Source organism: Paenibacillus sp. JSM ZJ436 (assembly GCF_044383795.1).
Classification (GTDB): domain Bacteria; phylum Bacillota; class Bacilli; order Paenibacillales; family Paenibacillaceae; genus Paenibacillus_AQ; species Paenibacillus_AQ algicola.
Genome location: NZ_JBISEO010000001.1, coordinates 44,998 through 66,823 on the forward strand (window position 1 = coordinate 44,998; position 21,826 = coordinate 66,823).

General features: G+C 52.0%; 25 protein-coding genes. 22 read left to right on the forward strand and 3 right to left on the reverse strand.

Annotated elements, in window-relative coordinates:
- Positions 1-78 precede the first annotated feature (78 nt).
- From ACH6EH_RS00250 to lipB, 4 genes are read left to right on the forward strand one after another with little or no spacing between them, the layout of a single operon-like run.
- Complete coding sequence (locus tag ACH6EH_RS00250; RefSeq protein ID WP_138225504.1) at positions 79-1,101, forward strand: thiamine pyrophosphate-dependent dehydrogenase E1 component subunit alpha; 1,023 nt, start codon at positions 79-81, stop codon at positions 1,099-1,101.
- A gap of 2 nt (positions 1,102-1,103) precedes the next feature.
- Entirely contained in the window at positions 1,104-2,090 is a 987-nt protein-coding gene (locus ACH6EH_RS00255; protein WP_397330653.1) for an alpha-ketoacid dehydrogenase subunit beta, read from the forward strand.
- Between the two features lie 20 nt (positions 2,091-2,110).
- On the forward strand, positions 2,111-3,484 hold the full coding sequence (locus tag ACH6EH_RS00260) for a dihydrolipoamide acetyltransferase family protein (RefSeq protein WP_397330654.1): 1,374 nt from the start codon (positions 2,111-2,113) through the stop codon (positions 3,482-3,484).
- 32 nt (positions 3,485-3,516) lie between these two features.
- The gene (lipB, locus tag ACH6EH_RS00265; protein WP_397330655.1) at positions 3,517-4,209 is read left to right on the forward strand and encodes a lipoyl(octanoyl) transferase LipB; all 693 of its coding nucleotides are present in this window, start codon (positions 3,517-3,519) and stop codon (positions 4,207-4,209) included.
- 20 nt (positions 4,210-4,229) lie between these two features.
- Here lipB and prli42 read toward each other — a convergent pair whose 3' ends face one another.
- Complete coding sequence (gene prli42, locus ACH6EH_RS00270) at positions 4,230-4,331, reverse strand: stressosome-associated protein Prli42 (protein ID WP_397330656.1); 102 nt, start codon at positions 4,329-4,331, stop codon at positions 4,230-4,232.
- 104 nt (positions 4,332-4,435) lie between these two features.
- Here prli42 and ACH6EH_RS00275 point away from each other — a divergent pair, with 104 nt between their 5' ends.
- Positions 4,436-5,560 (forward strand): tripeptidase T, encoded by a 1,125-nt coding sequence (locus ACH6EH_RS00275; protein WP_397330657.1) that lies wholly within the window; start codon positions 4,436-4,438, stop codon positions 5,558-5,560.
- A 336-nt stretch (positions 5,561-5,896) separates the two neighbouring features.
- Here the strand turns inward: ACH6EH_RS00275 and ACH6EH_RS00280 are convergent, their stop codons facing one another.
- Together ACH6EH_RS00280 and mciZ are read right to left on the reverse strand one after the other, a co-directional pair.
- Positions 5,897-7,108 (reverse strand): tetratricopeptide repeat protein, encoded by a 1,212-nt coding sequence (locus tag ACH6EH_RS00280; RefSeq protein ID WP_397330658.1) that lies wholly within the window; start codon positions 7,106-7,108, stop codon positions 5,897-5,899.
- A 108-nt stretch (positions 7,109-7,216) separates the two neighbouring features.
- A complete protein-coding gene (gene mciZ / locus ACH6EH_RS00285) occupies positions 7,217-7,369 on the reverse strand; it encodes a Z-ring formation inhibitor MciZ (RefSeq protein ID WP_138225511.1) in 153 nt (50 codons plus the stop codon).
- A gap of 95 nt (positions 7,370-7,464) precedes the next feature.
- On the opposite strand from mciZ, the gene ACH6EH_RS00290 reads away from it, so the two are divergent.
- From ACH6EH_RS00290 to ACH6EH_RS00370, 17 genes are all read left to right on the forward strand, one after another.
- Entirely contained in the window at positions 7,465-8,043 is a 579-nt protein-coding gene (locus ACH6EH_RS00290) for an NUDIX domain-containing protein (protein ID WP_397330659.1), read from the forward strand.
- Positions 8,044-9,252, forward strand: a complete 1,209-nt coding sequence (locus ACH6EH_RS00295) for an endonuclease Q family protein (protein ID WP_397330660.1) — start codon at positions 8,044-8,046, stop codon at positions 9,250-9,252.
- 156 nt (positions 9,253-9,408) lie between these two features.
- Positions 9,409-9,954 carry an RNA polymerase sigma factor gene (locus ACH6EH_RS00300; protein ID WP_397330661.1) on the forward strand — a complete coding sequence of 182 codons (546 nt, stop codon included), beginning with the start codon at positions 9,409-9,411 and terminating at the stop codon, positions 9,952-9,954.
- Positions 9,951-11,051 (forward strand): hypothetical protein, encoded by a 1,101-nt coding sequence (locus ACH6EH_RS00305; RefSeq protein WP_397330662.1) that lies wholly within the window; start codon positions 9,951-9,953, stop codon positions 11,049-11,051. Before ACH6EH_RS00300 ends, ACH6EH_RS00305 begins: the two co-directional genes overlap by 4 nt.
- Positions 11,052-11,111: 60 nt before the next feature.
- Positions 11,112-11,738 (forward strand): stage II sporulation protein M, encoded by a 627-nt coding sequence (spoIIM, locus tag ACH6EH_RS00310; protein ID WP_397330663.1) that lies wholly within the window; start codon positions 11,112-11,114, stop codon positions 11,736-11,738.
- A 103-nt stretch (positions 11,739-11,841) separates the two neighbouring features.
- On the forward strand, positions 11,842-12,309 hold the full coding sequence (gene fur, locus ACH6EH_RS00315; RefSeq protein ID WP_138225514.1) for a ferric iron uptake transcriptional regulator: 468 nt from the start codon (positions 11,842-11,844) through the stop codon (positions 12,307-12,309).
- Positions 12,310-12,574: 265 nt separating this feature from the next.
- The gene (locus ACH6EH_RS00320; protein ID WP_138225515.1) at positions 12,575-12,808 is read left to right on the forward strand and encodes a DUF4227 family protein; all 234 of its coding nucleotides are present in this window, start codon (positions 12,575-12,577) and stop codon (positions 12,806-12,808) included.
- A 43-nt stretch (positions 12,809-12,851) separates the two neighbouring features.
- Complete coding sequence (gene xerD, locus ACH6EH_RS00325; RefSeq protein WP_397330664.1) at positions 12,852-13,754, forward strand: site-specific tyrosine recombinase XerD; 903 nt, start codon at positions 12,852-12,854, stop codon at positions 13,752-13,754.
- Positions 13,755-13,826: 72 nt separating this feature from the next.
- Positions 13,827-15,020 (forward strand): phosphopentomutase, encoded by a 1,194-nt coding sequence (gene deoB / locus ACH6EH_RS00330; RefSeq protein ID WP_397330665.1) that lies wholly within the window; start codon positions 13,827-13,829, stop codon positions 15,018-15,020.
- A gap of 31 nt (positions 15,021-15,051) precedes the next feature.
- Complete coding sequence (locus ACH6EH_RS00335) at positions 15,052-15,876, forward strand: purine-nucleoside phosphorylase (RefSeq protein WP_397330666.1); 825 nt, start codon at positions 15,052-15,054, stop codon at positions 15,874-15,876.
- A 194-nt stretch (positions 15,877-16,070) separates the two neighbouring features.
- Positions 16,071-17,252, forward strand: a complete 1,182-nt coding sequence (locus ACH6EH_RS00340; RefSeq protein ID WP_397330667.1) for a D-alanyl-D-alanine carboxypeptidase family protein — start codon at positions 16,071-16,073, stop codon at positions 17,250-17,252.
- Between the two features lie 88 nt (positions 17,253-17,340).
- Positions 17,341-17,694, forward strand: coding sequence for an anti-sigma F factor antagonist (gene spoIIAA / locus ACH6EH_RS00345; RefSeq protein WP_397330668.1), 354 nt, complete (start codon positions 17,341-17,343; stop codon positions 17,692-17,694).
- The gene (gene spoIIAB / locus ACH6EH_RS00350) at positions 17,691-18,149 is read left to right on the forward strand and encodes an anti-sigma F factor (protein WP_397330669.1); all 459 of its coding nucleotides are present in this window, start codon (positions 17,691-17,693) and stop codon (positions 18,147-18,149) included. Before spoIIAA ends, spoIIAB begins: the two co-directional genes overlap by 4 nt.
- Positions 18,150-18,160: 11 nt before the next feature.
- Positions 18,161-18,916 carry an RNA polymerase sporulation sigma factor SigF gene (sigF, locus tag ACH6EH_RS00355; protein ID WP_138225522.1) on the forward strand — a complete coding sequence of 252 codons (756 nt, stop codon included), beginning with the start codon at positions 18,161-18,163 and terminating at the stop codon, positions 18,914-18,916.
- Positions 18,917-19,065: 149 nt separating this feature from the next.
- Positions 19,066-19,713, forward strand: a complete 648-nt coding sequence (locus tag ACH6EH_RS00360; protein WP_138225523.1) for a stage V sporulation protein AA — start codon at positions 19,066-19,068, stop codon at positions 19,711-19,713.
- Positions 19,713-20,135, forward strand: a complete 423-nt coding sequence (locus ACH6EH_RS00365; RefSeq protein ID WP_397330670.1) for a stage V sporulation protein AB — start codon at positions 19,713-19,715, stop codon at positions 20,133-20,135. Before ACH6EH_RS00360 ends, ACH6EH_RS00365 begins: the two co-directional genes overlap by 1 nt.
- 37 nt (positions 20,136-20,172) lie before the next feature.
- The gene (locus ACH6EH_RS00370; protein WP_397330931.1) at positions 20,173-21,801 is read left to right on the forward strand and encodes a spore germination protein; all 1,629 of its coding nucleotides are present in this window, start codon (positions 20,173-20,175) and stop codon (positions 21,799-21,801) included.
- The last annotated feature ends 25 nt before the right edge of the window (positions 21,802-21,826 follow it).

Here is a 21,826-nt window from a genome sequence, read left to right on the forward strand (position 1 = left end):
GTTAATACTAAGTTATAGTGCGGGGTTCAGGCACCATACATCTCTTTAACTTGGCTGGATGATGAAGGAGGGATCTTCATGCAAGAAGTAAGCAATTCTTCGAAGACTAGACATGAGCAGCTTGGTTTATCTGATGGTCAAGTGCTGGACATGTACAGATATATGATGATGGCAAGGAAATTTGATGAACGGAATTTGCTCCTGCAGCGGGCAGGCAAAATTAATTTTCACGTTTCCGGCATTGGCCAGGAGGCTGCCCAGGTAGGTGCTGCCTTTGCGCTAGACCGCGAGAAGGATTATTTTCTCCCGTATTACCGCGACTATGCCTTTGTTATGGCTGTAGGCATGACTCCACGAGAGCTGATGCTTTCCGCATTCGCCAAGGCTGAGGATCCGAACAGCGGCGGACGGCAGATGCCCGGGCACTTTGGCAGCAAGCGGCTGCGTATTGTGACCGGCTCGAGCCCGGTGACGACGCAGGTGCCGCATGCAGTCGGACTCGCTTTAGCCGCGAAGATGCAGAATAAGGATTTTGTGTCCTTTGTCACCTTTGGTGAGGGCTCCAGCAACCAGGGGGATTTCCATGAGGGCTGTAACTTTGCCGGGGTTCACAAGCTTCCCGTCATTATCATGTGCGAGAACAATCAGTATGCCATCTCTGTGCCGCTTCACAAGCAAATTGCCGGGCGCGTAAGCGATCGGGCTCTGGGATATGGCTTCCCGGGCATTCGCGTAGACGGGAATGATCCGCTGGAGGTTTATGCAGCGGTGAAGGAGGCTCGGGAGCGTGCGGTTCGAGGCGAAGGACCGACTTTGATCGAAGCTATGATGTACCGGCTTTCACCGCATTCCACCTCGGATAATGATCTTGCCTACCGGACGAAGGAAGAGGTAGAGGATCATTGGAAGAAGGATGGCCTGGCAGGCTTTAAGAAGTATCTGGTCGATTGCGGAATCTGGGATGAGCAGAAGGATGAGGACCTCATTGCCCAGCTGAACCTGGAAATAAAAGAAGCTACCGAATCTGCAGATCGGGCGCCGTTTCCGCTGCCAGAAGATACACTGCGGCATGTTTACGCCGAGAATGAAGGAGGAAACTAAGCATGCCTGTTATGGAGTATATCGATGCGATCCGGCTCGCGATGAAGGAAGAACTGGAGCGGGATGACGCTGTATTCGTGCTGGGTGAGGATGTCGGCGTCAAAGGCGGCGTTTTTACGACGACGAAAGGATTAATGGAGCAGTTCGGAGAAATGCGAGTCATGGACACTCCTCTTGCTGAATCTGCCATTGCGGGCGTCGCCATTGGAGCAGCCATGTATGGGATGAAGCCCATTGCAGAAATGCAGTACTCTGACTTCATGCTGCCCGCTACGAACCAGATTATTAGCGAAGCAGCCAAAATCCGTTACCGCTCGAACAATGACTGGAGCTGTCCCATCGTAGTCCGCGCTCCGATCGGGGGCGGCATTTTCGGGGGATTGTATCATTCCCAGTGTCCGGAGTCGATCTTTTTTGGCACGCCCGGCTTGAAGATTGTAGCGCCGTTTACGGCTTACGATGCCAAAGGGCTGTTGAAGGCGGCAGTTCGGGATCCGGACCCCGTGCTTTATTTTGAGAACAAGAAATGCTACAAGCTCATTACCGGAGACGTGCCTGAGGATGACTATACCGTTCCGATCGGGAAGGCGAACCTGCTGCGCCAAGGTAAGGATATTACGGTAATTGGATACAGCCAGCCGCTCTACTTCGTGCTTCAGGCTGCGGAGGAGCTGGAACGGGAAGAGGGCATCACGGCACATGTGCTGGATTTAAGAACGCTGCAGCCGCTCGATAAAGAAGGAATTCTGGAAGCTGTGAAAGAGACCGGCAAGGTGATGATCGTGCATGAGGATAACAAGACCGGTGGAATTGGAGCTGAGGTAGCTGCAATTATTGCAGAGGAATGCCTGTATGAGCTGGATGCGCCTATCACGCGAGTATGCCCGCCGGATGTTCCGGCGATGCCCATCAGCCCGCCAATGGAAAAGTTTTACATGCTGAATAAAGACAAAATTAAAGAAGCGATGCGCCAGCTGGCGCTTTACTAAAGCTACAGGGAGTTGTGAGCATGTCAGAATACGGGAAAATGACGGAGGTTGCGATGCCGCAGCTGGCCGAATCACTAGTGTCTGCCACCATCGGGAAATGGCTGAAAAAGCCGGGGGATCCCATTGAGCAGTATGAGCCCATCTGTGAAGTGATGACAGATAAGGTGAATGCTGAAATCCCGTCCACCCTGGACGGAATCATGGGGGACATTCTTGCGGAGGAAGGACGCACGGTTAGTGTAGGAGAAATTATCTGTCTCATTCAAACGCAAGACGCTCCATCCCAGCCGCAGGCACAGTCTGAGGCCATTAGAGAAAGCGTTCCTGCTGCTACGGCTTCACCAAATTCTTTAGGAGATGCCTCGATGCGCAATCGGTACTCTCCAGCCGTGCAAGCCCTGGCTTCAGAGCATGGCATTGACCTAAGCCGTGTAAACGGTAGTGGGATGGGCGGAAGAATTACCCGGAAAGATGTGATGAAGGCAATGGAGCAGCCGGCTCCGGTGGCCGGGGACACTGGAGATGCAGCAGCTAGCCCGGCTTCCGCCTCGCCTTTTGAGCCGCGCAAGGAGCCTAATGCTTCGCGCAGCAGCCAGCCCTTGGACACAGCCATTCCTGATGTCCGGCATTCCGGCCTGCATCTCACCGAAATGCCGCGTATTCCGAAGATCGAGGTGGAGCAAGCCGGTTCTGGTCGATCTGAGCAGTATATTGACGTAACGCCAATTCGAAATACGATTGCCCGAAACATGCGTCAAAGCGTCTCTGAAATTCCGCATGCCTGGACGATGATCGAGGTCGATGTGACCAATCTGGTTCTGCTGCGCAGCAAGGTGAAGGATGAGTTCAAGCGCAAAGAGGGAGTCAACCTGACCTACCTTGCTTTTCTGCTGAAGGCGGTCGTCAGTGCGATCAAGGATTACCCGATTATGAACTCCTACTGGGCTGTAGACAAGATCGTTGTCAAGCGGGATATCAATCTGTCGCTGGCTGTAGGCACCGAGGACTCTGTGATGACTCCCGTCATCAAGAATGCAGATCAAAAAAACATTGCCGGCCTTGCCCGGGAAATCGAGGAGCTGGCCCGCAAAACCCGGGAAGGCAAGCTCACGCTGGATGATATGCAGGGAGGGACCTTCACGGTGAACAATACCGGGTCCTTTGGCTCTATATTGTCCTATCCGATCATTAACTATCCACAGGCTGCGATCCTCACCTTTGAATCGATTGTGAAGAAGCCTGTCGTCATTAATGACATGATTGCGGTCCGGTCGATGGCAAACCTGTGCCTGTCACTGGATCATCGAATTCTGGATGGTGTCATTTGCGGACGATTCCTGCAGCGGGTCAAGGATAATCTAGAGGGCTTTACACCGGATACCAAGCTGTATTAATTCATCCCGTTCTGTTGAAGGTGGTAGATACAATGACAAAAGTGCTCGATGTGACCTATACGCCTCAGCTGGACTATGCGGCCGCCTGGGACCTTCAGAAAGCACGCGCCTCCCAGATTGATCAGGGACAATCGAATGAGGCTTTGATGCTGCTCCAGCATCCGCCTACCTATACCATGGGCTCTCAGCGCCATCCGGAGCATCTGCTTCTGGATGAGCGCGAGCTCAAGGAGCGGGGAATTACGCTGTTTGAGATTGACCGTGGCGGGGATATTACGTATCATGGCCCCGGGCAGCTGGTCGGGTACCCGCTGCTGCTCCTGGAGGGAGGCAAGCAGCTGGATCTGCACGGCTATCTTCGCAGCCTGGAGCAGGTCATCATGGACTATCTAGAGCAGTTTGGGATTCAGTCCAACAGAAAGCCGGAATATACGGGGGTCTGGGTCGGTGACGCCAAGATCTGTGCCATTGGGGTGAAGTTTAATAAGGCGCGGCAGCACCGCGGCTTTATTACGAGCCATGGTTTTGCGCTTAACATTAAGGACCAGGTGAAGCAGGAAGGCTTTGCCGGCATCGTTCCGTGTGGAATTCAGCAGTATGGCATTACCTCGCTGGAAGAGTGTATCGGAGGGGAAATCGACATGGAGGAAGCGGCCCGGGAGATTACAGCATGCTTCACCCGGGTATTTCCTTATGAGGCTAAGCTGCCGCCTGATTGGTCCTGAATGCATGCAATCAGGGGGCGCTATGGCAGAAGCAGAGGTTCAAGCACAATAAACAGGGTAGAGCCGATCATAGCGGCCAGCATGAGGTAGATGACGATGCGAAACCATTTTTTTTGCTGCATGATGCTACTCCTTTGATTTTGAGTTCATGAACGGATGCAGGTTGTCCCCGACGGTTCAACGTTTAGACTTATTGTAACTTATCAGAGAAAGCGAGGGAAGTCCAGTGGTAAACCGGGAACGAATCCTGAATGAATTTATGGAGCTTGTCTCCATTGATAGTGAAACCAGGCACGAGGAACAGATCAGTGAAGTACTGAAAAAGAAATTCGGCGCGCTGGGCCTTCAAGTGCAGGAGGATGATTCCAAAGAGCGAACAGGTCATGGCTCAGGCAACCTCATTGTAACCTGGGAGGCGGAGCAGGCTGAGCATGCTCCCAAGCTCTTATTCACCTGTCATATGGACACCGTAACACCGGGGAAAGGGGTAAAGCCGGAGCTTGGGGAAGACGGATATATCCGCAGTGACGGAACTACGATCCTGGGTGCGGATGATAAAGCAGGGCTTGCCGCATTGCTGGAAAGCATCCGGGTGGTTCAGGAGAACAACCTGCCTCATGGTCAGATTCAGTTCGTCATAACAGCCGGAGAAGAGTCTGGACTTGTCGGCTCTCGGGCACTGAAGCCGGATCTGCTTGACGCTGATTTTGGCTTCGCCCTTGACTCGAACGGAGAGGTTGGCTCTGTTGCCGTATCGGCGCCTACCCAGGCGCGCATCCAGATGGTCATTCATGGCAGGTCAGCACATGCCGGAGTCAACCCCGAGGACGGCATCAGCGCCATTCAGGTCGCCGCAAAGTCGATTGCTGCGATGAAGCTGGGCCGGATCGATAAAGAGACGACAGCCAACATTGGCAAGTTTCAAGGCGGTGGACCAACAAACATCGTGTGTGACTATGTACAGATTGATGCAGAGGCACGCAGTATCGTCCAGGAGAAGGTAGAGCAGCAAATCTCGAATATGCGGGAAGCGCTGGAAACGACGGCACGCGAGTATGGAGCCAAAAGTGAGTTTCGCAGCGAAATTATTTACCCGGCATACAGCTACAACGAGCATGACGAGGTTGTTCAGCTTGCGAAGCGAGCCATTGAGGCGGCCGGCCTGAAGCTTAGCCTGTTTACTTCGGGAGGCGGGAGTGATGCCAATGTATTTAACGGACTTGGCATTCCGACGGTGAATCTGGCGGTAGGCTATGAGAACATCCATACCACGAAAGAGCGTATCCATGCGGATAATCTTGTAAAGGCAGCCACAATTGTTCTTTCTCTTTTTCAAGAGACTCAGCATTAAGGCGCATTAAGAAGCACGAAAAGAAAAGGGGCTGTCCCACAAGATCTAGGGTCTTGCGGGATGGCCTCGTTTGTTGTTGCGAGATGCTCCGCGTACGAAACGTTCCTCCCCTTGCTGTTGCCCCCAAATTTCTTGGTGTGATGGCTTTCGCTTGCTCATAACCTGTTGAAGAAGGCGGCAACAGACCCTAAATAAAGACCAGGCGGTGCTGGGATCACCAGCCTGACTCCACCATGTCTTTATTTTTTGCTTCAGATCTCACTCAAGTGAGCTGCCTCGTTAAACAAGAATCTACTTTGATATGCTCCCCTTTGTTATTGTTTGGAGCATCCTTCACTAGTTTAAGCATGCCGCCTGGCGGGGGGCTGTTTCTCTTCTAAGCTGGCCCGGTGTCCAGGAGGTATGCCAGCCGCTGCTTTCGAGCACATGCAGCGCACTGTGGATGCATTCCATATAACGAACCACCTGTTCTTGAGCCGCGGGTGACGCACACAGCTTCTCAATCCGGGCGGATAACGAGCTTAGTGAAGCCTGAAGGCAGCATGCTGCTTCACCGTATTTGGCAAGCATGAGGTGAGGGCTCTGCAAGCGGAGCAGCTTAAACGCACTTGCGCCTTCTGCATATAGATGCTGATCGTAAAGCAGCTCGGCGCGAATCATCTGGATTCTTGCAGCCTCACAATGAGTCAGCTCGGAGCTGCTAAGATGGATATGCTGCAGACGCTCCAGTGCACTCTTGAAGTACCCTTCCTCATAAAGATGTTGAATCAGCAGCAGCTCTCCGCTTCTTCCTTCACGTTGTAATAGCTGCTCGGCTTCAGCAAGCATGCCTAGCGCTATAGCCGTGTTAGCCATTTGCTGGCGAAAGCTAGGGGCGCTGTCTCCAGCCGGTTCCGGAACAATCCCGTGTAATCTCCACTGGCAGAGCAGCAAGGCATGATTGGCGAAGCTGGACTCCTCGGATGTGAGCAGGCTTGGGCTTGCATCCTGACCTTGAAGCCATTGCAGAATCAATGACACGGCATCCTCCAGACGCCGGCACAGAATCAGGCACTGAATATGCCTGATTCTGTCTCCGCCTGTCAGAGCAGGCACCGAGTCATAGCAGCGGGCAGCTTCGGCATAAGCGCCGATATACATTAAGGCTTCCCCTGCGGCTTGCGGCGGGACAAGCTGAAGGACATCCTCAGACCTAAAGCGCTCGTAAATTTCTGAATCTGACCATTTATTCTTATGAAGCAGCGCGGCCCACTCCTGTAACGCCGGCAGAATATCGCCGCCTCCCAGCAGCAAGGCTTGTCTGAAGGCTTGATCGGCTTCGGCAGCACGATTTAACTTGGCTTGAATTCTTCCGTAGTGCATCCACAGCTCCGATGGAGTGGCCTGGCCGGCCGGGTGCTGTCCTTGAACCGGTAAATCCAGGGCGGCTGCCTTAAAGCAGGACAGCGCTTTATGAAGCCTTCCGCGTCTCTCGTACCACTGACCGAGTGCAAAAGGCTGTGACGGTGCTGGTTCATGTTCGTAATTCCAATCCATAAGTTCTCTCATAGGCAACCTCCCATGTATAGAACACTCGTAAAGGGAAAAAGTCATGGTTAAAGTACGAAAAAAATAGAAAAAAGTCGAAATTTAAGTATATAGTCCTAAGACTAGAGGTTATTTTTCGCGTTTATACACCATTTTGTCGTGGATCAAATCTTGGATTCGGGCGTCTGGACCCCAGGTTTGCTGCCATTGCTTCAGCATGATTTTAATCTGCCAGGCCTGTCCCACCCAGTGAATCGAATTTGTGCCGCGATAGCTCTTCATGCCTGTTTCCTTCTTTCATCGAAAGTTTGATATAATACACCCTATGCAAAAGCATGGTCAGACATGACGTTTTTATACCAAGGAGGTTATTTTACATGAGCCCATCTGCGGATTCCCGTCACCCCGCGAATGAAGCGTTAGATGAAAGCACCATTTCCAGCGATTCTATTTTTAATGGCAAGATCATTTCTCTACAGGTTGATACTGTGATGCTGCCGGATGGAAGTATGGCTACGAGAGAGGTTGTGCGGCACCCGGGAGCTGTTGCCGTCCTTGCGCTTCATCAGGACAAAATGCTAGTCGTGGAGCAGTACAGGCAGCCCCTTGGCCGGACAGAGGTCGAAATTCCTGCTGGCAAGCTGGAGCCGGGAGAGGATCCGCTGGAAGCCGCGAAAAGAGAGCTTCAAGAAGAAACGGGCTACTCATGCGGGACGATCCGGAAGCTGCAATCCTTTTATACCTCGCCCGGTTTTGCCAACGAGATCATTCATTTATATCTGGCTGAGGAGCTTCAGGCCGGAGCGATGCAGCCCGACGAGGATGAATTCCTGGAGATGACGGAGGTTACGCTGGAGGAGGCGGAGCGCCTGATTCAGGAGGAGCGGATTAGCGATGCCAAAACGATCATGGCTGTCTACGCCTGGAAAATATACAAGCTGACCGGGAGCCTTTAAGTGTCCACAAAGAATCTGGATCACCTGCAGCCCTATTATGGTGACTTCCATATTCACATTGGCAGAGCGGGCAACGGGCAGTCTGTCAAGATCAGCGGCAGCAAAAACCTAACCTTTGAAGCCATAGCCAAAGAGGCTGCGGAGCGCAAGGGCATCCATATGATCGGGATCATTGACTGCCATTCTCCTTCTGTACAGGCAGATATTGAGGCTTGCTTGCGCGACGGTGTGATGCAGGAGCTTGCAGGCGGAGGGATTGCCTATGAGAACACGGTCATTCTGTTAGGCTGTGAGCTTGAAATTGCGATTCCGGAGCTGGGAGCCTGCCATGTGCTTGTTTACTTGCGGACGCTTGCGGACATGAAGAGCTTTACATTATGGATGTCTCGTTCTATGAAAAATGTTCAGCTTAGCTCTCAGCGCTTGTATGTTGAGCCGCGGCTCCTGCAGCGGGAGGTTGCGGAGCGCGGAGGGCTGCTCATTCCGGCACATATCTTCACGCCGTATAAAGGCCTCTACGGCAGTATGTCAGACCGGATGGAGCGTGTGCTGGACCCTTCACTCATTTTTGCGGTCGAGCTGGGCTTGAGTGCGGATACCTCTATGGCAGGTTTGCTGTCTGAGCTGGATGAGTTTACGTTTCTGACTAATTCGGATGCCCATTCCCTCTCTAAAATCGGCCGTGAGTACAATGTCCTGTTATTGGATCATCCGTCGTATGACGAATTTGTCATGGCCATCCAGCGCAAAAAAGGACGACGGGTTGTCCGGAATTACGGACTGGACCCCCGGCTGGGTAAGTATCATCGGACCTTTTGCCGTAGCTGCGGCAGTGTCCTGGAGGAGCATTTCAATCATTCCACACCACATCGCTGCCCGCTGTGCGGAAGCCTGAACCCCGTTCAAGGCGTGCTGGATCGAATTCTTTCCATTGCGGACCGGAGGAAGCCTGTCGTTCCTGTGCACCGCCCGCCATATCTTGTTCAGGTACCGCTGGAATTCCTTCCGGGCTTGGGAAAAGTCACGCTGAAACGGCTCCTGGCCGCCTTCGGAAGCGAAATGGCGATCCTTCATCAGGCTACTGAAGAGGAGCTTACCAGGACTGCGGGAGCAGCCATTGCTCGTCATATTCTGATGGCTCGCAGCGGTACGCTGCAGCTATCCTCCGGCGGCGGCGGTGTTTACGGGAGAATTACAAAGCCTAGCTAGGCTTTATTTAAAACCTTTCTTTTGGAACCTCGGTTTTCCGTGAAATCTGGAAACCGAGAACAGAAGAAAGGTTTTTTTGCAATAAAAGGGAACCCTTTCTCGCCTTATGCAGTCTTATTGTCAGAGGTGATTGGTTTGGACATGAATATTCCATGTATGGATAAAGATGCGGCGGTTGAGGTGTGGTCGATTGAAGAGATTATGAATTGTCACGGAGGGGATGTGTGGAATTACGCGTATTTCTTAACAAAAGATACAGAAATGGCAGATACAATATCTCAGGATGTGTTTGTCAAATGTTATAAGAGCATAGGAACCTTTAAGGGTCGCAGTTCACTGAAGAGCTGGCTGTTGTCCATTACCAGAAACACTGCCTATAGTTATAGCAGATCGAAGTACTTTCGGTTTAAAACGATCACTGCATTTTTAGGTTACCGGGATGCAGTAAGTCCGGACCTGTTGTGTGCGTCAGCAGAATCCGCGGAGAAACAATTTATGGCACAAGACCATGTCCATGAAATATGGGATCATATCATGAAGCTTCCTGATAAATTCAGAGAAATTCTAGTCTTGGACTTAAAGTTTGAGATGTCCATCAAAGAAATGAGCAGGCTGACCGGTCTTGCTGAGGGTACTGTGAAATCCAGACTGTATCGTGCTCGTGAAAAAGTACAGTCCAAGCTGAAGGAGGAAGATCAGTGAAGCATACAAGACCAGATTGGTATAAGCAGGCTCAGAACGGACCGTTTCTTCGGCATGGCTTTACAAATTCAAATTACGCTAAAGTGCTGCAAACGATTGAAAGTCGTGAATCAATACCTGTTACAAAGCGGAGACGGGGCGGGGTTCTATTTCTGAACATAACTTTAGGACTTGGAATCACTGCTTTAATTCTAACGATCATAGGGACTCTGAATCCCGGACAATTCATGAATACGGAAACGAGTAGTTCAGTTCTAAAAGCATCGGACCTGCGAGCACGTGCATCGTGGGTCATGGAGAACATTGTTGGAAAAGAGATGATGCTAGAAAAGAGCGAAGCTCATAGTGAGCAAACACTATTTTCATATCGAGGGACTGGAGAGGATCATGCCTGGATCTGGATTCATAATAAAACTGGAGCGTATCAGGTAGAATCGAAAGCGTGGATGGCCCATAGCTCATTGGGACGAGATGAAGAATACAAATTACAGACCGAATTGGCGAAGCAGGGGATCTCTTTACCTCGTAATTATTCAGTACAAAGGCACGTCAAGGATCAGCTCGTTACGGTGACTGTTGAAGGTAAGTCGTTCCACGCCAAATTTGAGCAAGGAAATATCCAAGCGCTTTCTGTATCGAAGCCAGTAACATCTGTACCAGATGAAGTGAATCGAAAGGTAAGCGCAGTATTGAAAAGTATGGGGATTGCTCAGGAGCTATTGGTAACCAACGTCCGTCAGGTGAATTATTATGATGTTGAAGTATTTGATTTAGAAATTCATTTTGGTGAATTGGCCACTGTGCACTATGACCTCAGTAAGGATCAAATTATTGAGATTAAGCTTTTCCGATCAACGCCGGAAATAAAACAGCATATGGCCGCCCTTATTGCACCGGACTCTGAGAAAGATGTAGCTTTCCTCTGGATCATGAAAATTTTGGATGTTAATCTGAATCAGTATGATCAAGTGATCAATACTAAGGCACCGGGAAGTGCTCAGTATATCCAAAAGAATAGTCCGAGCATTACAATCACGTATTCGCCTTCAAGGCACATTTATGCAATTCGGCGGGAGGTTTACGCCCCGCCGTCATAGGAGGCCAAGCTATGTCATAGAGTGTAGGGAGAGACCTTCTGAAAGGAGCGTATAATCCCGATGACATGGTTGCGTCAAAGCCTGAAGGACCAGCTGCCGCTCTACGTGTTCGTGGCCGTCCTGTTTCTCGTTGGCGTGCTGTTCGGGGCGCTGATGGTCAATGCGCTGTCCCTGGAGCAGCAGCAGGATCTCGCGGGATATCTTCAGCATTTGTTTGTGAGTCTGGGCGATAGCGGCAGCGATGCCCCTCCAGACTTCCGCAGCATTGCTGTCCTGCATATAAAGTGGATCGGACTGATCTTCCTGCTTGGTCTGTCGGTAATCGGGCTGCCGGGCATTCTAGTGCTTGATTTTTTAAAAGGGGTACTGATCGGCTTCACCGTAGGATACATGGTCGGACAATACGCCTGGAAAGGGCTGCTCTTTGCGCTCGTTTCTGTCGTTCCGCACAATCTGCTTCTCATTCCGGTGCTGTTAATCAGCAGCGTGGCCGCTATGGGATTCTCCTTGTATATTATACGAAGCCGCCTGCTTTCCCAGAAGGGAGGAAGCCTGAAGAAGCCCTTTGTCGCTTATGCAGGTGTTATGGCTCTGATGGCCCTGCTCATGCTGGTAGCGGCGTCGCTGGAGACCTGGATCTCTCCCCAGATGATGAGGTGGGTCGCGCCTTTACTGCTGCCGTCATGAGGCCCTGTTTGACTGTGAAAACCGTTTGACTTTGTTTGTAAAGTCCCCCTATAATGAAGGAAGTGACAATTGCGTGCAGTGATTTCCAAGGGGGAGGGGAACGATGGAAGCACGGATCGACAAAATCAAACAGCAGTTACAATCCCAAGGCTATAAATTAACGCCCCAAAGGGAAGCCACCGTCAGCGTATTGTTGGAGAATGAGGACGATCATCTCAGCGCAGAAGATGTGTTTATGCTCGTCAAAGAGAAAGCTCCTGAAATCGGCCTGGCGACCGTGTACCGGACCCTGGAGCTCTTGAGTGAGCTGCATGTGGTCGAGAAGATTAACTTCGGTGACGGCGTTGCCCGGTACGATCTGCGTACAGATACATCGAAGCATCATCACCATCATCTAATATGTACTCAATGCGGAAGCATGGACGAGATCCGTGAGGACTGGCTGGGACCTTTGGAGGAACGGCTGGAGAAGGAATTTAATTTTACCGTTCATGATCACCGGCTTGATTTCCACGGCATCTGTTACCGATGCAAGGAGAAGGACAGCCCGGATCATGGTGAACAGGCCTAACCGGCTATAAAGGAATGGATTAGAAACTCACGCGACAGAACAGCCCTCTTGCGGAAAGATCATTTCCGGGAGGGCTTTTTTTGAGCCTTTGAGACTGCTGCGGCGTGAGGGTGATAGAAGCACGGGTTCACGGCTGTCATTTGCGTTTAGTGAATGATAGGCCCTCTGCCAAGCCAGACCAGGCTCTTCCAAGACGTTCGGTCATACCCGGGACAGATGCTTCATAATCTGGTAGGGATACCATCTGCGTGTAGGGGGTCTGTGAATGATTATTTCAATTCGAAAAATAGGGGCGTTTCTTCGTTTTACCATGGCGTTTGCGATGCTCACCCTGATGTTTTATGTCCTGCTGGACTGGGCTGGCAGCTGGATGATTCCGCCTGATCCGTACCGGGTGCCTGTCGGACATGCAATCAAGGCCTTTAACCCGAATGATCTGCCGAGCCATTCCTTCTCGCCTGGTGATCGGCTCAAGCTGTATTATTGGTATGGAGAGTAAAGCGAGTGGTATATGAAGGCGGAGTGAAGGAGCAGAATATGCAATGAAAGAGCACCTGGAAAGCTATATAACGTACATGGCGGACGAGAAAGGCTTGAGTCCCAGCACGCTGGCTTCCTATCGCAATGATATTACAGGATTTATGGAATATGCCGCCGAGCGGGGCACGGAGCATCTGGTGGATGTAAACCGGACGCAGCTCAGTCTGTATATCGGGCATCTGAAGCAGCAGGGGAGAGCGGTATCCACAGTTATGCGGAGCATCGTATCGCTGAAATCTTTTTTTCAATATCTGGTTAGAAATCAGATGCTGCAGCAGGATCCCTCTGTGCATTTGGAATCGCCCAAAGCCGAGCGTAAAACGCCAAGCACATTGACCATCGAGCAGGTAGACAGCCTGTTGTCAGCCCCTGCTGCAGCAACTGCGTCTGGAGCCCGGGATAAGGCGATGCTGGAGCTGCTCTATGCTGCAGGCATTCGCGTGTCGGAGCTTATCAATCTGGATGTGGAGGATGTTCACACCGAGCTGAGATTTATCCGCTGCAAAGGCAGCTCCGGTAAAGAGCGGATTTTGCCGGTGAGCCCACTAGCAGCCCAGTGTGTGAAGCAGTATGTAGATGAGCACCGCCTCAAGCTGCTGAAGCAAGAGGATCGTGAACCGGCACTGTTTCTGAACAGCCGGGGACAGCGGCTAAGCCGCCAGGGATTCTGGAAAATCCTGAAGAAGTACAGCCAGGAGGCGGGAATTCAGGGAGACATCACGCCTCATACTCTTAGGCATTCCTTCGCGGTTCATTTGCTGGACAATGGAGCAGATTTACGCTCCGTGCAGGAGATGCTGGGTCATTCTGATTTATCGACGACCCAAATCTACCTGACGTCCCGCAGAAGCAGCATGAAGGAGGTCTACGACCATTTTCATCCCCGGGCCGGGAAGCCGCAGTGATGATCTTGCAATAGACGACCCCCAATTGGTGTAACGAACGATTCAGACTACAAGGCCAAGGAGTGATTGAATATGACACTATCCCATACCACACCGTTTCGCAGAATCTGCCTGATTGTTCTTGACAGTGTAGGGATTGGAGAAGCGCCGGATGCGAATAAGTTCGGAGATGAAGGAGCGCATACCCTGCGCCACATATTAGAGCATAACCCCCAATTACAGCTGCCGAATTTGCAGAAGCTGGGACTGGGTAACATTGAAGGTCTGCCGCAGGTAAGTGCTGCGACTCAGCCCAAGGCTTATTTTGGCAAAATGCAGGAGGCTTCGGTGGGCAAAGACACGATGACCGGGCACTGGGAGCTGATGGGCCTCAAGGTGGAGACTCCGTTTAACACCTACGAGAACGGCTTTCCATCAGCCTTGATTGCTCAATTCGAGCAGGCGACCGGGCGCAAGGTGCTGGGCAACAAGCCGGCCTCCGGCACTGAAATTATTGAAGAATACGGCGAAGAGCAGATGAGGACAGGCTCCTGGATCGTCTACACATCGGCGGATAGTGTATTTCAGATTGCAGCTCACGAGGAGGTTATCCCGCTGGAAGAGCTGTACCGGGCGTGTGAAATAGCCCGGACGCTGACATTGCAGCCGGAATTCTCAGTGGGACGAGTCATTGCAAGGCCTTATACAGGCCAGCCCGGACAATTCAAACGAACGCCAAACCGGCATGATTATGCGGTCAAGCCGCCGGAGCCTACCGTAATGAATGCGTTGGCAAGGCAGGAGCTGGATGTAATTGCGGTTGGCAAGATCAGCGATATTTTTACGAATGAAGGGGTTACGCAATCCTATCCAACCAAGAGCAATCAGCACGGTGTCGAGGAAACGATCAGCCAGCTGAGCAAGGATTTCCACGGTCTGCTGTTTACGAATCTTGTGGATTTCGATTCGCTGTACGGTCATCGCCGCGATCCAGCAGGCTATGGACAGGCGCTGAAGGAGTTTGATGATGCTCTGCCGGATCTCTTAAATCAGCTGAAGAACGACGATCTGCTCATTCTGACCGCAGACCACGGGAACGATCCGGTTCATGCCGGGACGGACCATACCCGGGAGTTTGTGCCTTTGCTCGCATACAGCCCGGGGCTCACGCAAACGGGAGATCTTGGATTGAGAAGTACGTTCTCCGATGTCGGCGCCACGATCGCCGATAACTTCAAAGCCAAGATGCCGGAGCACGGTCAAAGCTTTTTGGAACAACTGAAATAAACACGCTAAACTTTAGGGAGAGGTGCATGAAATGACAGCAACACAAGGTCAAAAGATTCAAGAAGCAGCAGCTTATATTGCAGGCAAAGGGGGCGTGAAGCCGGAGGTGGGACTGATCCTGGGCTCCGGCCTCGGCGTGCTGGCGGATTTGCTGACAGATACCGTGTCAATTCCTTATCACGAAATTCCTCATTTCCCGGTATCGACAGTGGAAGGCCATGACGGCGAGCTGCTGCTGGGATTCATCCAGGAGCGTCCGGTCGTCATGATGAAGGGCCGCTTTCATATGTATGAGGGCTACGGCCCGGAGCTGACGGCCTTTCCGGTAAGAGTCATGAAGCAGCTCGGCGTGCAGAGCCTGCTCGTTACGAATGCAGCCGGCGGTGTAAATACGGATTTTGAGCCAGGCAATCTGATGCTGATTACGGATCATCTGAACATGACCGGAGTCAATCCGTTGACCGGTCCCAATGATCAGGCACTCGGCGTGCGCTTTCCGGATATGTCGGAGGCCTACAGCCGCCGCCTTCGCCGCCTCGCTTTGAACACGGCGGAGCAGCGCGGCATTTCGCTGCAGCAGGGCGTGTATGCGGGGCTGCTTGGCCCTACCTACGAGACGCCGGCAGAAATTAGGATGCTGCGTACCCTGGGGGCAGATGCAGTAGGAATGTCTACCGTTTCAGAGGTTATAGTCGCCCGCCATGCCGGTCTGGAGGTGCTGGGTATTTCCTGCATCAGCAATATGGCAGCAGGCATTCTGGACCAGCCGTTATCTCATGACGAGGTCATGGAGACCGCGGAAATGGTCCGGGAGACCTTCCTGGACCTTGTGACGGCCATTATTCCTGGAATGTAAGCGTGACAGCAGCTTGTTCGAACAGAGGTCGGAGACCGTGCTTGGTGCACGGTTCCCGGCCTTTTTTTCATGTCAGGAAAGGTAAATATTATGGAATGCATCTTGGGAATTGGAATAATCTAACGACAACCTGACGACAATGGATTCATAACCGCATCTGCGGCTAGCTGTAACCTATGTCAGGAGGGGACCTCGTGAAAAAAACATTAATAGCCGGTCTGTTAGCGGTATGCATGCTGCTCCATGCTGCTCCCGGTTATGCTGAAGAAAAGACAGCCGGACAGAACGCGGGCAGTGAGCTGGCTCCGAATGCACGCTCCGCGGTGTTGCTGGATGCCGATACAGGCACAATCATTTATGAAAAGAACAGCCATGATAAGCTGCCACCGGCCAGCATTACCAAGATTATGACCATGCTGCTGACCATGGAGGCCATTCATGAAGGGCGGCTCAAGTGGACCGATCTCGTTCGCACGAGTGAGTATGCCGCATCCATGGGAGGATCGCAGATTTTTCTGGAGCCGGGTGAAGAGATGACGGTGGAAGAGATGCTGAAGGGCATTGCGATGGCTTCCGGAAATGATGCCTCAGTGGCTATGGCGGAGAAGATTGCCGGGTCGGAGGAAGAATTTGTTCGCATGATGAATGAAAAGGCAGCAGAGCTCGGGATGAAGGATACTCATTTTGTCAACTGTAATGGACTGCCTGCCGAGAATCATTATAGCTCCGCCCACGACATTGCACTCATGAGCCGTGAGCTGCTGCAATATGAGGGTATTACGAAATATACAGGAGCCTATCAGGATTATTTGCGCAAGGACTCCGAGAAGCCCTTTTGGCTCGTCAATACGAACAAGCTGGTACGCTTCTATGCCGGCGCAGACGGACTGAAAACTGGGTATACATCAGAAGCCAAGTTCTGCTTGTCTGCTACAGCGCAGCGGGACGGCCTTCGTGCAGTGGCGGTCGTGCTGGGAGCACCGGATACGAAGATCAGAAATGCTGAAATATCTAAAATGTTCGATTACGCGTTCGCCCAGTATCAAATGCATGCCGTGTTCAAGAAGGGCGAGATGCTGGGTACCGTTAAGATATCCAAAGGCTCGGAGCCTCAAATTCAGCTGCAGGCGAAGCAGGATTACCGCGTTCTTGTAAAAAAAGGCGGTAAAACCGAGGAGCTGCGTCACGAAATTGTTCTGCCTGAAAGCATTGCTGCTCCGGTCTCAGAAGGCCAAGTGCTCGGGACGCTGAAGGTGTATCAGGGAGAGGCGCTGATCAAGGAATTTGAGCTGACCTCATCCTCAGCGATTCAGAGAGCCGGGTTCTGGAAGCTGTTCAAGCGCACGACCCAGCAGCTGTTTCATGTAGATTCATAGGGGTTTTCTTCTAGTTTTGTCGGGGAGCAGGAAAGTGAAATCACTTCGTAGAAATCCTTGTTCAAGTCAGGGAGGAGAGTGAGCAAGCATGAATTTAAACGTAAATATGGAGCATCAGCGCCACGTGCTGATCGTCAGACTGTCAGGGGAGCTGGATCACCACACGGCAGATCTGGTCCGAATGCAGCTGGATGAGGCGATTTCACGGCGGCAGACGGAGCATCTGGTGCTGAGCTTTAAAGAATTGGAGTTTATGGACAGCTCGGGACTCGGTGTAATCCTGGGTCGTTACAAGATTATAAAGCAAAAGGGCGGAAAAATGGCGGTATGCGATGTGAAGCCGGCGGTGTACCGCCTGCTGGAAATGTCGGGCCTGTTTAAGATTATGCCGATCTATGAAGACGAGGTTACTGCACTTTCGGGTTTGGAGGTTGTGTCATGAGTGAAGCACAAGCACAGCATAATTTCATGACGCTTGAATTCGCGGCAAAATCAGAGAATGAAGGCTTTGCCCGGGTCGCCGTGGCCGCCTTTATCTCTCAGCTGGATCCAACCATGGATGAGCTGAGTGACCTGAAGACCGTCGTGTCCGAGGCCGTGACCAACTGCATTATTCATGGCTATGACAGTGATCCTCAGGGTAAAGTGCGGATTCAAGCGTCCATTGACGGGGACGTCATCACATTGATTATTGAGGACCGGGGTCAGGGAATCGAGGATCTGGAGATGGCGAAGCAGCCGCTGTATACCTCCAAGCCGGAGCTGGAAAGATCAGGCATGGGCTTTACGATCATGGAAAATTTCATGGATGAATTCGATGTTGTCAGTGAGCCGGGATCCGGCACCGCGATCAAAATGAAAAAAAGGATTGAATCCAAGAAAGCTTTGTATAATTAGGGGTTGGACACATGGATGCCGATGTGAAGAAAGCTTCGCAGACTTATTTGGACGACGCTGAGGTTAAACGTTTGATCGCACTTAGCCAAAGCGGAGATAATGTGGCCCGGGATACACTGGTGAATTGTAACATTCGTCTGGTCTGGTCGGTGGTGCAGCGCTTTATGAACCGCGGATATGAGCCGGAGGATTTGTTTCAGATCGGCTGTATCGGACTGCTGAAATCTGTGGACAAATTTGATCTCAGCTATGACGTGAAATTCTCAACCTATGCTGTACCGATGATTATCGGCGAGATTCAGCGCTTTCTCCGTGATGACGGGACGCTGAAGGTCAGCCGCTCGCTGAAGGAAATGGCGAACAAGGTGCGCAAGAAGAGGGACGAGCTCTCCAAGCATCTTGACCGTCTCCCGACCGTGAAGGAGGTCGCTGAGGAGCTGGGCGTCACCCCGGAGGAGGTTGTGTTTGCACAAGAGGCGAACAAGCCTCCCACCTCGATTCATGAAACCGTGTTTGAGAACGACGGAGATCCCATTACCTTAATGGATCAGATCGCCGACGAATCTCAGGAACGGTGGTTTGACAAGCTGGCTCTCAATGAGGCCATTGAAGGACTCTCCGAACGGGAGCGGCTGATTGTCTACTTGCGGTATTACCGCGACCAGACTCAGTCGGAGGTAGCCTCGCGGCTGGGAATTTCCCAGGTGCAGGTTTCCAGGCTGGAGAAAAAAATTCTTCAAAACATCAAAAATCAGATTGCCCAGTAGCGAAAGGGCCGTCACTCCAGATGCAGGGTCTGGCAGTGGCGGTCCTTTTTGCGATACAAGCCTGGCTTGAACTGGAAAAGCTTCAAAGAGTAGAACCGACTTGAATTTCCCATACTAAAAGCAATTTAGCAGTGAAGGAGTGTTTTTGGATGAACAGGAATCCCGCTCCGACCATATTTGTTCAGCTTCGCAGCCGAATTTCACTTCCGCGCAGCCAGCCTATTATGCTGGGTCAGGTTGCTTTTCTCATCTGTGACCGCGAATGGGAGGAGCCGCTTCGTAATCTGGTGATCGCTGTGCCCAAGGAGAAGGAAGGCAATCGCCTGCTACTGGATCTTATTCAGATCATCCCGAAGATTCTGATGCTGATCCCTGGTGCCCGCATCGAGCCGATGGGACATAATCATACGCTGATTGAGCTGACGGGAAGAGAGGCCAAGCCGTCCTGGATCTGGTTTCCACTCGTCTGGCTGCTGCTGTTCTTCGGCTCCGCGCTGACGATTATGAACTTCCACGCGGATGTGAACATGCTGGAGGTGCAGGTCCGGATTGTGGAGATGGTCACCGGGGAGCGGGATGAGCATCCGTATCTGTTTCAGACGGCATATTCGCTCGGGATCGGCTTCGGGATGACCGTTTTTTTTAACCATCTGTTCAAGAAAAAATGGAATGAAGAGCCGACCCCGCTGGAAGTGGAAATGTTTCTGTATCAAGAAAATCTCGACCAGTTTGTCGTAGCCGAGGAATATCGCAGCCGCACAACGCATATTGGGCCTTCGTCAGGGAGACGGCGGTAATGCTCAAGCTTCATGATGCACTGTCTATTCTGCTTGGCGTTGCCGGCGGCGTCGCCGTGGGCGGCGGAGTGATCGCCCTGATCATCGTGCTGGATATTATTCCGAGACTGGCTCAGTTAACGCGCACCTATCACCGGGTTCACTGGTACGAGGGTGCACTGATCGGCGGCTCGCTGATCGGAACACTGGCGGATTTCTGGCATTGGAGTATTCCGCTGGGACGGGTTACCAGCACTTTGATCGGATTATGGTGCGGCATCTTTATCGGACTGCTGGCTGCGGCGCTGACGGAGGTGCTGAATGTCCTGCCGATTCTCGCCAAAAGGCTGAAGATGACAGGGTATTTATTCGGCCTGCTCATGGCGATGGTAGCCGGAAAGGTCGCAGGCTCACTGTTTGACTGGTTTATTTACAGGCCTTAGCCCATCCCCATCAAGGAGGAGAATGACTATGGAAGAAATGGAAGACAAATCGACCGGATTCGGCAGAGAAGAGGTTCCCCCGGTTCCGCCAAGCGTCATGAAAGAAATGAAGGAGAAGGCCCATCTGGAAAAAAGAGATGCCGAAACCTCGGCCAATACAGAGGAATCGGTAGAATACTGGCTGGGAAAGGATGAAATCCCCGTCAGGCTGAAGGATTTAAAGAGCGCTCTGGAGGATATTGTCGGTCTGAACCGCTCTTTTGACATCGTGCTGCGGGAAATGGTCATCGGAGGCCGAAGCACCGCGATCCTGTTCGTCAATGGCCTGATTAACAGTGACGTGACGACATTGATCCTGAACCGGCTGACCCTGCTGGACACCGGGGATTTAAAGTCTCACCCGGTCCAAGCGATCAAGAACCAGTATATTCCGTTCGTTCAGGTAGCTGACACGCTGAAGCTGAGCGAGGCGATCAACGAGGCTTTGGTAGGCCAAAGTGCCATCTTTATAGAAGGCGAGAACCGGGCGATTATCCTGGATACCCGCAGCTATCCGTCGCGTAGTCCGGCAGAGCCGGAGGTGGAGCGTGTCGTCCGCGGAGCGCGCGACGGCTTCACCGAAACCCTGCTCACGAACATCAACCTGATCCGCAGGCGGGTGCGTGACCCGGGACTGAACTGTGAGATTATGAAGGTCGGACGGCGGACACAGACGGATGTTGCCATTGTTTTTGTGGATGATATCGTCGATCAGGTTCAGGTGGAAGCCATCCGCGACAAGATTAACAAGCTGGACCTGGAAGGACTTCCGCTGGCGGACAAGCAGCTGGAGGAGGCCATCGTCAACCGCGGCTGGCATCCCTATCCGCTCGTCAGGTACTCGGAAAGACCCGATGTAGTTGCCTCTCATTTGCTGGAGGGACGGGTCGTGGTTATGGTGGATACATCGCCCAGCGTGATGATCATGCCGACCACGTTCTTTGATTTATGTCAACATGCGGAAGAGAACCGGCAGACGCCGTTTATGGGAACGTATTTGCGCTGGATTCGCTTTGGCGGAATACTGGCCTCCATGTTTCTGCTCCCGCTCTGGATGCTGCTGGTCGTCCATCCCGAGCTCAAGCCGCCTTTTCTCGAGATTCTCGGTCCGCAGGAGAATGCAAAGCTGCCGATCATTATGCAGTTTCTGATCATTGAGTTTGGTGTGGATCTGCTGCGGCTGGCCGCGGTGCATACACCGACGCCGCTGGCCTCAGCCATGGGCCTGATTGCTGCCATCCTGATTGGAGACATTGCGGTCAAAACCGGATTCTTCGTCAATGAGGTTATTCTGTATATGGCTGTGGCCGCGATCGGAATGTTTGCGACACCGAGTTATGAGCTGGGGCTTGCCAACCGTGCTGTCCGTTTGGTGCTGCTGATTGCGGTGGCGTTGTTCGGTGTAAAGGGCTTTGTCGCGGGGACGACGCTGCTCATTGTGCTGTTGACTACACATCGCTCGTATAACTCCTCCTACCTGTGGCCGTTTATTCCTTTTAGTGCAAAGGCTATGGGCGAGGTATTGCTCCGCAAGCCACTGCTGTATTCCAGAAAACGCCCGTCCATCAACAAAACGAGGGACAACAGCAAGATGGGTCCTGAGATGAAGCCGGGCAATCAAACTTAATCAATACAAACGTTCTGTGTAATAA

Bases quoted from the DNA above. Each gene is read 5' to 3' on its own strand.
- ACH6EH_RS00250 (WP_138225504.1), top strand. From the start codon at position 79: ATGCAAGAAGTAAGCAATTCTTCGAAGACTAGACATGAGCAGCTTGGT.
- ACH6EH_RS00255 (WP_397330653.1), top strand. From the start codon at position 1,104: ATGCCTGTTATGGAGTATATCGATGCGATCCGGCTCGCGATGAAGGAA.
- ACH6EH_RS00260 (WP_397330654.1), top strand. From the start codon at position 2,111: ATGTCAGAATACGGGAAAATGACGGAGGTTGCGATGCCGCAGCTGGCC.
- lipB (WP_397330655.1), top strand. From the start codon at position 3,517: ATGACAAAAGTGCTCGATGTGACCTATACGCCTCAGCTGGACTATGCG.
- prli42 (WP_397330656.1), bottom strand. From the start codon at position 4,331: ATGCAGCAAAAAAAATGGTTTCGCATCGTCATCTACCTCATGCTGGCC.
- ACH6EH_RS00280 (WP_397330658.1), bottom strand. From the start codon at position 7,108: ATGAGAGAACTTATGGATTGGAATTACGAACATGAACCAGCACCGTCA.
- mciZ (WP_138225511.1), bottom strand. From the start codon at position 7,369: ATGAAGAGCTATCGCGGCACAAATTCGATTCACTGGGTGGGACAGGCC.
- ACH6EH_RS00290 (WP_397330659.1), top strand. From the start codon at position 7,465: ATGAGCCCATCTGCGGATTCCCGTCACCCCGCGAATGAAGCGTTAGAT.
- ACH6EH_RS00300 (WP_397330661.1), top strand. From the start codon at position 9,409: ATGGATAAAGATGCGGCGGTTGAGGTGTGGTCGATTGAAGAGATTATG.
- spoIIM (WP_397330663.1), top strand. From the start codon at position 11,112: ATGACATGGTTGCGTCAAAGCCTGAAGGACCAGCTGCCGCTCTACGTG.
- fur (WP_138225514.1), top strand. From the start codon at position 11,842: ATGGAAGCACGGATCGACAAAATCAAACAGCAGTTACAATCCCAAGGC.
- ACH6EH_RS00320 (WP_138225515.1), top strand. From the start codon at position 12,575: ATGATTATTTCAATTCGAAAAATAGGGGCGTTTCTTCGTTTTACCATG.
- xerD (WP_397330664.1), top strand. From the start codon at position 12,852: ATGAAAGAGCACCTGGAAAGCTATATAACGTACATGGCGGACGAGAAA.
- deoB (WP_397330665.1), top strand. From the start codon at position 13,827: ATGACACTATCCCATACCACACCGTTTCGCAGAATCTGCCTGATTGTT.
- ACH6EH_RS00335 (WP_397330666.1), top strand. From the start codon at position 15,052: ATGACAGCAACACAAGGTCAAAAGATTCAAGAAGCAGCAGCTTATATT.
- spoIIAA (WP_397330668.1), top strand. From the start codon at position 17,341: ATGAATTTAAACGTAAATATGGAGCATCAGCGCCACGTGCTGATCGTC.
- spoIIAB (WP_397330669.1), top strand. From the start codon at position 17,691: ATGAGTGAAGCACAAGCACAGCATAATTTCATGACGCTTGAATTCGCG.
- sigF (WP_138225522.1), top strand. From the start codon at position 18,161: ATGGATGCCGATGTGAAGAAAGCTTCGCAGACTTATTTGGACGACGCT.
- ACH6EH_RS00360 (WP_138225523.1), top strand. From the start codon at position 19,066: ATGAACAGGAATCCCGCTCCGACCATATTTGTTCAGCTTCGCAGCCGA.
- ACH6EH_RS00365 (WP_397330670.1), top strand. From the start codon at position 19,713: ATGCTCAAGCTTCATGATGCACTGTCTATTCTGCTTGGCGTTGCCGGC.
- ACH6EH_RS00370 (WP_397330931.1), top strand. From the start codon at position 20,173: ATGGAAGACAAATCGACCGGATTCGGCAGAGAAGAGGTTCCCCCGGTT.